This is a genomic window from Vibrio variabilis (genome assembly GCF_003263785.1).
GTDB lineage: Bacteria > Pseudomonadota > Gammaproteobacteria > Enterobacterales > Vibrionaceae > Vibrio > Vibrio variabilis.
The window spans coordinates 1-8,466 of sequence record NZ_JYJK01000060.1 but is presented as its reverse complement, the minus strand read 5'-3'; the positions used below and the strand labels follow the sequence as shown (position 1 = coordinate 8,466).

Annotated in this window: 9 protein-coding genes and 2 pseudogenes; 8 read left to right on the top strand and 3 right to left on the bottom strand. The window is 48.7% G+C overall.

Going from position 1 to position 8,466, the window contains the following annotated elements; genetic code table 11:
- Positions 1 to 15: 15 nt before the first annotated feature.
- A complete protein-coding gene (locus TZ48_RS08690; RefSeq protein ID WP_420822930.1) occupies positions 16 to 204 on the bottom strand; it encodes a TIGR02450 family Trp-rich protein in 189 nt (62 codons plus the stop codon).
- Positions 205 to 399: 195 nt separating this feature from the next.
- Between TZ48_RS08690 and TZ48_RS08685 the strand changes: the two genes are divergently transcribed.
- From TZ48_RS08685 to TZ48_RS08655, 7 genes are read left to right on the top strand one after another with little or no spacing between them, the layout of a single operon-like run.
- Positions 400 to 1,104, top strand: coding sequence for an ABC transporter ATP-binding protein (locus TZ48_RS08685; RefSeq protein ID WP_112478880.1), 705 nt, complete (start codon positions 400 to 402; stop codon positions 1,102 to 1,104).
- Complete coding sequence (locus TZ48_RS08680; RefSeq protein ID WP_112478879.1) at positions 1,101 to 2,339, top strand: ABC transporter permease; 1,239 nt, start codon at positions 1,101 to 1,103, stop codon at positions 2,337 to 2,339. Before TZ48_RS08685 ends, TZ48_RS08680 begins: the two co-directional genes overlap by 4 nt.
- The gene (locus TZ48_RS08675; RefSeq protein ID WP_112478878.1) at positions 2,332 to 3,117 is read left to right on the top strand and encodes an outer membrane lipoprotein-sorting protein; all 786 of its coding nucleotides are present in this window, start codon (positions 2,332 to 2,334) and stop codon (positions 3,115 to 3,117) included. The genes TZ48_RS08680 and TZ48_RS08675 overlap by 8 nt, the downstream gene beginning before the upstream one ends.
- Complete coding sequence (locus TZ48_RS08670; protein ID WP_112478877.1) at positions 3,114 to 3,920, top strand: hypothetical protein; 807 nt, start codon at positions 3,114 to 3,116, stop codon at positions 3,918 to 3,920. Before TZ48_RS08675 ends, TZ48_RS08670 begins: the two co-directional genes overlap by 4 nt.
- A complete protein-coding gene (locus TZ48_RS08665) occupies positions 3,856 to 4,452 on the top strand; it encodes a hypothetical protein (protein WP_112478876.1) in 597 nt (198 codons plus the stop codon). The genes TZ48_RS08670 and TZ48_RS08665 overlap by 65 nt, the downstream gene beginning before the upstream one ends.
- The gene (locus TZ48_RS08660; RefSeq protein ID WP_112478875.1) at positions 4,452 to 5,489 is read left to right on the top strand and encodes a sensor histidine kinase; all 1,038 of its coding nucleotides are present in this window, start codon (positions 4,452 to 4,454) and stop codon (positions 5,487 to 5,489) included. The genes TZ48_RS08665 and TZ48_RS08660 overlap by 1 nt, the downstream gene beginning before the upstream one ends.
- Before the next feature lie 14 nt (positions 5,490 to 5,503).
- Positions 5,504 to 6,274: a LytR/AlgR family response regulator transcription factor gene (locus TZ48_RS08655; protein ID WP_112478874.1), complete on the top strand. Its 771-nt coding sequence runs from the start codon at positions 5,504 to 5,506 to the stop codon at positions 6,272 to 6,274.
- A gap of 6 nt (positions 6,275 to 6,280) precedes the next feature.
- On the opposite strand, the pseudogene TZ48_RS08650 reads toward TZ48_RS08655, so the two are convergent.
- A pseudogene (locus tag TZ48_RS08650) lies at positions 6,281 to 7,162 on the bottom strand (LysR family transcriptional regulator).
- A gap of 133 nt (positions 7,163 to 7,295) precedes the next feature.
- Between TZ48_RS08650 and TZ48_RS08645 the strand changes: the two are divergent.
- Positions 7,296 to 7,967: a type 1 glutamine amidotransferase domain-containing protein gene (locus tag TZ48_RS08645; RefSeq protein WP_112478873.1), complete on the top strand. Its 672-nt coding sequence runs from the start codon at positions 7,296 to 7,298 to the stop codon at positions 7,965 to 7,967.
- 66 nt (positions 7,968 to 8,033) lie between these two features.
- Here the strand turns inward: TZ48_RS08645 and TZ48_RS26300 are convergent.
- A pseudogene (locus TZ48_RS26300) lies at positions 8,034 to 8,455 on the bottom strand (DUF3179 domain-containing (seleno)protein); the annotation flags it as partial.
- Between the last annotated feature and the right edge of the window lie 11 nt (positions 8,456 to 8,466).

Here is an 8,466-nt window from a genome sequence, read left to right as displayed (position 1 = left end):
CCCCTATCCTTCAACTCACGCCAATCCATCTACTATCGCTCGCTTCGACATAATCGCCTCTAACTGGCAACCAATCACCACGCCTTCATCATCGCGCTCCACTCCAACCACAATGAAGTGCTTCTCTTTCTGTTTTGGTGTCACTGCCGTCCACTTGCTGTTCAGTAACTTGTTGGGATTAAACTTATTTATTGTCGAACTCATGTTTCTCAATGCCCATTGTGAATCTCTTCTCTTTCAACGTAGCCACTGACAATTCGATCATTCTTTGAGAACCATTTATCCCCACAACTCACCGTTTATCTCCAAAAATCACCATTTGTCGCATCACAAAGCAGCGCCCTGCCCGGCTCAGTAAATTGAACACACACCAATCGAAAAGTATCGCAAGGAGTCGATATGATTACGTTTCACCAACTACACAAGCGCTACATCATGGGTGCAAACCACGTAGAAGCGCTTAAGCACATTTCTGGCACGATTCAGACTGGCGAAATCGTCGCTTTGTGTGGGCCGTCGGGCTCAGGGAAAAGTACGCTGCTCAATATTTTAGGGCTGCTCGACACCAACTATGACGGCGAGATCCATTTCGCGGGTAATGCCATGAGCAAAGACGGTAAGGCACTGACTCGTTTTCGCCGTGAGAACATCGGTTTTGTGTTTCAGCGCTTTAACCTTATCCCAGTAATGACGGCACTGGAGAACGTAGCCTATCCGCTTATGCTAAACAAAGTCTCCTACCAAGAACGCATGCAAATTGCCGAGCAATGGCTAGAGCGTGTGGGACTTGGTGAGGTAAAGCACCATCGTCCCGACCACCTTTCCGGCGGCCAGCAACAACGTGTTGCCATCGCTAGAGCACTGATTCACAACCCACAATTGGTCATTGCCGATGAGCCAACCGCCAGTCTAGACAGCAAATCTGCGGGGCAAATCGTCGAGTTAATGAAGAAGCTGAGTCATGAGCAAGGCACGACTTTCATCGTCGCCACGCACGATAGCCGTATGTCCAGTCGCTGTGACCGCACCATTGAATTGGTTGACGGTACACTCTCTTCCATGTCAAGCCACCAGCCAATTGAGCTTAGTAAGGAGATCGCATGATTTCATCACAACTACAGGGCTTTAAAGCCGCGAGCCTCTATCTTGTTCGAAACAAGCGCCGCACACTGTTGTCATTGATCATCGTTGCGATTGCTATCTTTGCGCTCACTGCGGCAGCGGGTTTTGGCTTGTTTACCTATCAATCGCTAGAGCGTTCCACCGCGAATGATGTTGGCCACATTACCTTAAGCCAACCTGGCTACTTTGAGCGTGAAGAAGAGATGCCACTGCAAAATGGTATTGCTCAGTACCAAACGCTTAACGGGCTGCTCAGTCTAGCGCTCGAAACCAAGGGAATTCAACCAAGGATCTATTTTTCTGGTTTGATTTCCAATGGCCGCAAATCGTCTATTTTTGTCGGCAATGGTGTGGAACCCAGTGAGTTTGTTCTGCGTGAAGATTTCATTGGTTTGCAAACCGGCAGTGCACTTACCGAGTCCAGCGAAGACGGCATTATGATTGCCAGTGAACTGGCCAATAACCTGTCTGTCCGCGTTGGAGATTGGGTAACGCTGCTTGCCACCACAACGGATGGAGTGCTCAATGCGATGGATTTCCAAGTCTTGGGCACCTACAGCACCGGCGTTCCTGAACTTGATAAACGCCAGATTCATGTGCGCTTATCAAGTGCGCAATCTCTGCTCGCCAGTGACAAAGTGAGCGCTGTATCTATCTACCTAGACGACACCAAACTGACAGACTCCGCCTCAACGGCAGTGACAAAAGCACTCAACACCGACCCAGCCTTTGCCAACTTACAACTCACCCCATGGTACGAGCGCGCGTTTTTCTACAACAAAGTTCGCGGCCTCTACAACGGTATCTTTGGTGTACTCGGTATCGTGCTTGGCTTAGTGGTATTTGTGGCGCTATTTAACACGATGTCGATGACCGTGTCTGAGCGTACCCGTGAAATTGGCGCTTTGTCGGCGATGGGCAGTTACCCACGAGAGATCATCGCCATGTTTGTCCGTGAGTCAGTGCTCATCGGCACTATCGGTAGCGTTGCAGGCGCTCTATTTGCTTGGCTCACTACACTGTTTCTTCAAGTTGCCAATATTCAAATGCCGCCACCACCGGGGCGAAGTGAAGGCTATCCATTGGAGCTCGTATTTTCATTGAACGTTGCTACCTATGCGGGTATCGCCGTCATCATCATCTGCGTGTTTGCCGCCTTTATTTCTTCGCGCAAAGGCACTAAACGACCTATTACGGAGGCTCTTGCTTATGTTTAATTGGATTCGAAAACAGCCGCTATTAATAGCATCATTAGTCACAATCTGTGCCAGCTGGCAAGCGCAAGCCAACACAATATCTAAAGATACCAGCGCTGCAGAGATACTGTCGATCGCCGATGACTACCGCTTAGAGGACGCGGCGTCCAAAGTGGTTACCCAAGTCGCGCTCTATCAAGATGGCGAGATCGATAAGATCCGACAATATGAAGTGTACTTGAGACCTAACCGCGAATCTTTGGTGCTGTTTAAGTCCAAAGTCGAGCAAGGTCAAAAGATGTTGATGCTTGGTGACAACTATTGGCTAGTGATGCCAAAAAGTCGTAGACCCATCCGCATCACACCGATGCAAAAACTGTTAGGTGATGCGTCGGTAGGTGATGTTTCCACCCTGACTTGGAGCCAAGATTACACGGGTGAAATCGTCTCTGAGCAAAGTGACATTACTAGTGCGGATTCAGAGCCTACATTACAACTATCACTTAAGGCAAAAACAGCGGGCGCGAGCTATCAATCCATTGACCTTTGGGTCGAGAAACAGAGCGGTTTTCCAGTGCGAGCCGACCTCTACCTCACTTCTGGGAAGCTCGCCAAAAAGGCATTGTTTGAATCTGGAGAGCGTGAAGGCCAACGACGCGTAGTCACTATGGTCTTACTCGACCAAATCCAAACCGACAAAAAGACGGTTATCGACTACCAAGAGGTCACGCCGCAGCAGCTCGCCGACAAGTACTACAACCCGGCGTATCTGTCGAAAAATAAGCGAGTCGAGCTATGAACGCCCAACCTTGCTTAGAGCATGGCTTGAGACACAGCTTACCTGCACCCAAGCGTATAGCTTGGGTGCCTGCGGCGCTGGTTCTTCTCCTAAGCACCAACTTAGCAAGCGCCTCTGACTCTTCTTGGGATGAAATCGATATTGAAACCGACTATCAAGTGAATTTGCAGTCCATTGGTGGCGGCGACAGTGTATTCTTGCCAGCGCAAGGTGAGCGAAGCCACGAGCAAGTGAACGCCCTGCTCGATATCAATGCGCAGTTTCATTCTGTTAGCGCCAATGTGGCTCTACTTGGCACATCAATATATGACAATACACCTGACGGCCATAACCAACGTCAATTCGATGCGGTCATCTCAACACTGACTTATGAGACCAGCGTGACTTTCGGTGATTCTGAATGGGACGTTCTTCTGGGTAAGGCACGTATCGATTGGGGCGTTGGCTATGGCTACCGAGTGCTGGACATTTTCACCCCCTATCGCCGCAACCCCGTGGGCATACAGATTGAAGAAGGTGCGGGCACACTGACCCTGTCTCACTATGGAATGGAATCGGAATGGACGCTCATCGCTACCGATTCAAGCTGGAGCCAACTCGACACCTCAGAGTATGGCCGCGCTACCGAGCAGCAAGGACTGGGAAGCAAGTACTATCGCTTGCTGGGCGACCTTGAGCTGCAAATGGTTGGCTATTACGACAATGTTCGTCAAGGAATGCTTGGTGGTAGCCTCGTCAATGTATTCAACCAAGCATGGTCAGCACACGCTTCCGTTTCATACTCGCGCCGTTATCAACTATGACATCACGCCGAATCAACCAACGAGACTCACGGAGAAAAATAATGCCAACCAAGTATTAGTGGGAAGCACTTGGTCGCACGAATCTGGCCTGAGTGTGATTGGCGAGTACTGGTACGACTCGCGAGCTTGGAGTCAATCTGAATGGGATAACGCGTTTCAGTACGCAAGCTCCAATGACCCGAGATTCAACCCCATATCTCAATCTTTTGCACTTGGCTACAGCCAGCAAAACATCGTACAGCACAACGTCATGCTGCACGGTCGTCTTGATCCAATCTTCTGGCGTCAGTGGCAATGGAGCAAAGACAGTCATCTACTGCGCAGCATGCACCCAAGGTTGGATCTCATGATCGCGCCAGAAGATGGCGGCATTATCGCCACTCAGTGGCTCGACTTTGATGTGGTTGATACTGGCGATACCAGTTTTAACCTCGAACTTGCCGCTCGATTCGTGACCGGGGCAACGAATAGCGTGTATGCAAATTTACCCGATACCTATAACATACTAATTAATCTAAAAGGACGTTTCTAATGATGACTATTCCAATGACAGAGAATGGCTGGGCTCGCTCCCTACTATTCACAACTCTGTTCTGCGCCTTTATTGCGGTGATCACCGCTTCCATTTGGTCAGCACCTTACTACGAGAACTTGATGATAAGCCTAGGCTACGGTTACAGCGCTGTATTCATGTCTTGGGCGCTTGAGCGTTTTGTTCCGGCACTGGCTCAGCAGCGCACTCTATCGCTCGCTATTACGCTCTCAGTTGCTGTTGCGCTTGGAACAGTCAATGCCTACTTCTGGGTGAGCAAATACCCGGGGTTCGATGCTTGGGATGGTATAAAGCCGATCTTTTTCCTAGGCATTATCTTCACATCGGTGAGCTTTTATTTTTTTCATGCCCAAGAGCAGAAAATGAAGCTACAACAAGCGCTTGAACAGACCAAACGCGACAAAGTTGAACAAGAAAAAGCCTTGGTTGAATCCGAACTCAAACAGCTACAAAGCCAGATCGAGCCTCATTTTTTGTTCAACACTCTTGCTAATGTGAGCGTGCTCGTCGATGCCAATCCAGAGCAAGCCAAAGTGATGCTCGACAAACTGACCACACTTCTTCGCGCCTCGATGACGAGCCATCGCAGCAGTCATGTCAGTATCACCTCAGAAATGGAACTATTGGAGGCTTACCTCGCTATCCAACAAACACGTTTGGGTGACAGACTGAACGTGAAGTTTGATATATCCTCTGAGGCAAGCCATATCATGATCCCGCCTTACCTTTTGCAACCGCTGGTTGAGAACGCCATCAAACATGGAATTGAACCTAGTGTAAAAGGAGGGAACATTGTTATTGAAGCAAAAGCCAATGATGAACATTGCACCCTCAAGGTGATTGATAACGGATTGGGTTTATCAACCAACAACGATAATGCTGGCCACGGTATCGGAATCAAAAATGCCAAGTCGCGTCTCAATGCCATGTATCACGGCAACGCGGCGCTCACCATCACCGAAAACGTACAAGGTGGCGTGACGGCGAGTATTACTTTGCCAATCAATGCAGATTAATTTAGGACTGACCTATGATAAAAGCTCTGATCGCTGATGACGAACCGCTCCTTCGATTCCACCTCGACAAACTGCTGGCGGAAGCTTGGCCTGAGCTCGAAGTCGTTGCGAAATGTGAAAACGGCGAACAAGCACTTGCTGCTATGGAAAGAGAACACATCGATGTCGCATTTCTAGATATTCAAATGCCGGGTAAGACTGGACTCGATGTCGCACGTGAGATCGCCAAGCGCTCAGCAAAGAGCGACCAACCCGCGCCATTGGTCATCTTTATCACCGCGTTTGATCACTATGCCGTCAGTGCTTTTGAAGCCAATGCGATGGATTACTTACTCAAGCCCGTTGATGAGGCAAGACTAATTGAAGCGTGTAAAAAGGCGAAGTCGCGATTGTCTTCCCACAACCCTGCCCCAGAGCTTAGCTCGCTCATGGCTAACTTGGAAAAGCTATCATTGAACGCCACACCACAGTTTTCAAAGTGGCTTAAAGCCAGTAAGCAAGACGAGATTCATTTGGTGTCGGTCGACGATATTGCCTACTTAAAAGCGGAAGATAAGTACGTTACCTTAGTTACCGATGACAAACGGGAATATGTGCTGCGTAGTAGCATCAAAGAGCTATCAAACCAGCTTGACCCAGACTGTTTTTGGCAAATTCACCGCTCAACGATGATCAATCTTCATAAGCTCGAGAAGGTAAAAAAGGACCTCACCGGCAAAATGAACGCTTATGTGGCTGGAAGCAAACTTCCTGTCAGCCGCGCTCTGCAACACCTTTTCAAGTAACGCGCCTTATTCCTGCCAATCAGCAAAGTAATTCACTAAGTAATCAATCGCCATTCTTGCTCTTACGGGCAAGAAGCGGCGATTTTGGTAAACAATCCAGCTACTGGAACCTTTGCCCCAATAAGGCTCGAGAACAGGCGTTAATTTGCCCGTAGATAATGCATCCCCAAAACTGCTTCTAGCAAATAGCGATGCCCAGCCCCTTTTCACACGCTCGAAGCAGCGCGTTGGAATTGTTGCTTCTCCAGCGACCACTGACTCGAATTGCGCTCATGGGTTTACCTTCTTTTTCAAACTGCCAATGGTCATTGTTGGCGATAATGCAGCTATGCTGAGCAAGTTGATTAGGATGCGTTGGCTCACCATATTGTGATAAATACTGCTGACTTGCCGCGGCGGCCATCGGTCTGTCCACCAGCTTTCTAGCCACTAATCCAGAGTCATTCAAACGGCCATAGCGAATCGCAAAGTCAACGCCATCTTCGATGAAGTTCACCATACGGGTATTAAAATCCATCTCGACGGTGAGTTCGGGATATTGTTTGGCAAACGCCATGAGAGCTGGCGCAACATGATTTTCAGCAAACGCGCCAGCAGCGCTTACTCGCAACGTGCCACTCAGCTCAATATGTTGAGAAGATAAACGCTCGTTTGCTTGCTGCAATCCAATGACCAGCTCTTTGCACTGCTGGTAATACACTTGTCCTGCATCCGTCAAACTGACCATTCGGGTCGAGCGCGCTAGTAATGCCACCCCACCCGCTGTTCCAATCTCGAGACTTGGCGACTCACATGACTGGTGCTGCAACCAAGCTGCTTGGCCGCAGCTGAGAAACCGTGACTTTCCGCAACAGCAACGAACTCATTGATCCCTTCAAAGCTTTCCATAGTGACCTCGGCAATACCTATTTTTGCTATATAGCAATAATGTTTTTCCTAATTCGCCAATTATCACCTATATGCTTTGCAATTAATATTAGTTCGTACAATAAAAAGCCAGTCTGCTCAAAAGGAATGAATCATGAAAAAAGTACTGATCCCAGTGACCAATCACTCAACGCTAGGTGAAACCGATCAAGCCAACGGTACCTACGCACCAGAATTAACCCATGCGCTCAGTGAAATCCTAGCCGCAGGGTTCGAGTATGACATCGCCTCAATCAAAGGCGGCAAAGCGCCGCTCTATGGTACGGATATCGAAGGTGACAGCGTCAATGCAGAACTGCTGGCGAACGATGACTTTCAAAACCGCATTAACAACACCATTCCAGTCTCGCAAATCAACGTAGAAGACTACGACGCTATCTTCTATCCTGGTGGCTTTGGTCTGCTGTCTGATCTCGCAACGGACGAATCGTTCGCAGCCATTGCGGCAAAACACTATGAGAATGGTGGCGTTGTGTCTGCGGTATGTCACGGCCCGGGTGCTCTACTGCCAATTACGCTTAGCAATGGTGAAAAGTTGTTGGCCTCTAAGTCGGTGACCGGTTTTACTCGTGAAGAAGAAGTCGACTTTGGCACTATCGATGCGATTCCGTTCTTGCTGGAAGAGTCTCTTGCACGTACCGCTAAGCAGTACACTAAGGTGCAGCCTTGGCAAGAGTTAGTCATCGTTGATGAGCGCGTGATCACGGGTCAAAACCCAACGAGTGCTCACGGCGTGGGTAAAGCGTTGATCGAAAGCCTTAGCTAATAAAACCCGCTATACACAACGAAGAATACAAGCCCCAAGTACTCATAAGTGCCTGGGGCTTATTTTTCAAGATGCACCAAATATTTGGGTGTCAGGATAAAAAGCATACCAAGCAAACCAAAATAGCAAAGTAGACGCTAAGGTCTCTCCGTCTTTATTGGTTATCCAAGCTGACTGGTTAGGGCTATCCCAGTGAATGGTATACGTCTGATCGCCAACAACGTACTCAAAACTCATTTCATCTTGCTTTTCTAACTCACTGAATGGGAAGCTACGGCACTATCGCCAAATAGTACGCCCATCACCATTTCTTTTTGGTGGTATTGACTTGGTGCTTGATTTGCCACAGGAAAATAGACATTAGGATGCTCGGCATAACCGGCGTAGGGATCGCGCTCGTAGTCACGCCGATATCCAGTTTCTGTCGACAGTACCTGTGTATCCGGGTAGCGCTGCAACCAATTTGACCAACGAGAAAGAGACATGGGATCTGCTTAAG

Excerpts from the sequence above, each read along its gene's own strand:
- TZ48_RS08680 (WP_112478879.1), top strand. The coding sequence starts at position 1,101 with ATGATTTCATCACAACTACAGGGCTTTAAAGCCGCGAGCCTCTATCTT.
- TZ48_RS08685 (WP_112478880.1), top strand. The coding sequence starts at position 400 with ATGATTACGTTTCACCAACTACACAAGCGCTACATCATGGGTGCAAAC.
- TZ48_RS08645 (WP_112478873.1), top strand. The coding sequence starts at position 7,296 with ATGAAAAAAGTACTGATCCCAGTGACCAATCACTCAACGCTAGGTGAA.
- TZ48_RS08655 (WP_112478874.1), top strand. The coding sequence starts at position 5,504 with ATGATAAAAGCTCTGATCGCTGATGACGAACCGCTCCTTCGATTCCAC.
- TZ48_RS08675 (WP_112478878.1), top strand. The coding sequence starts at position 2,332 with ATGTTTAATTGGATTCGAAAACAGCCGCTATTAATAGCATCATTAGTC.
- TZ48_RS08665 (WP_112478876.1), top strand. The coding sequence starts at position 3,856 with ATGTATTCAACCAAGCATGGTCAGCACACGCTTCCGTTTCATACTCGC.
- TZ48_RS08660 (WP_112478875.1), top strand. The coding sequence starts at position 4,452 with ATGATGACTATTCCAATGACAGAGAATGGCTGGGCTCGCTCCCTACTA.
- TZ48_RS08670 (WP_112478877.1), top strand. The coding sequence starts at position 3,114 with ATGAACGCCCAACCTTGCTTAGAGCATGGCTTGAGACACAGCTTACCT.
- TZ48_RS08690 (WP_420822930.1), bottom strand. The coding sequence starts at position 204 with ATGAGTTCGACAATAAATAAGTTTAATCCCAACAAGTTACTGAACAGC.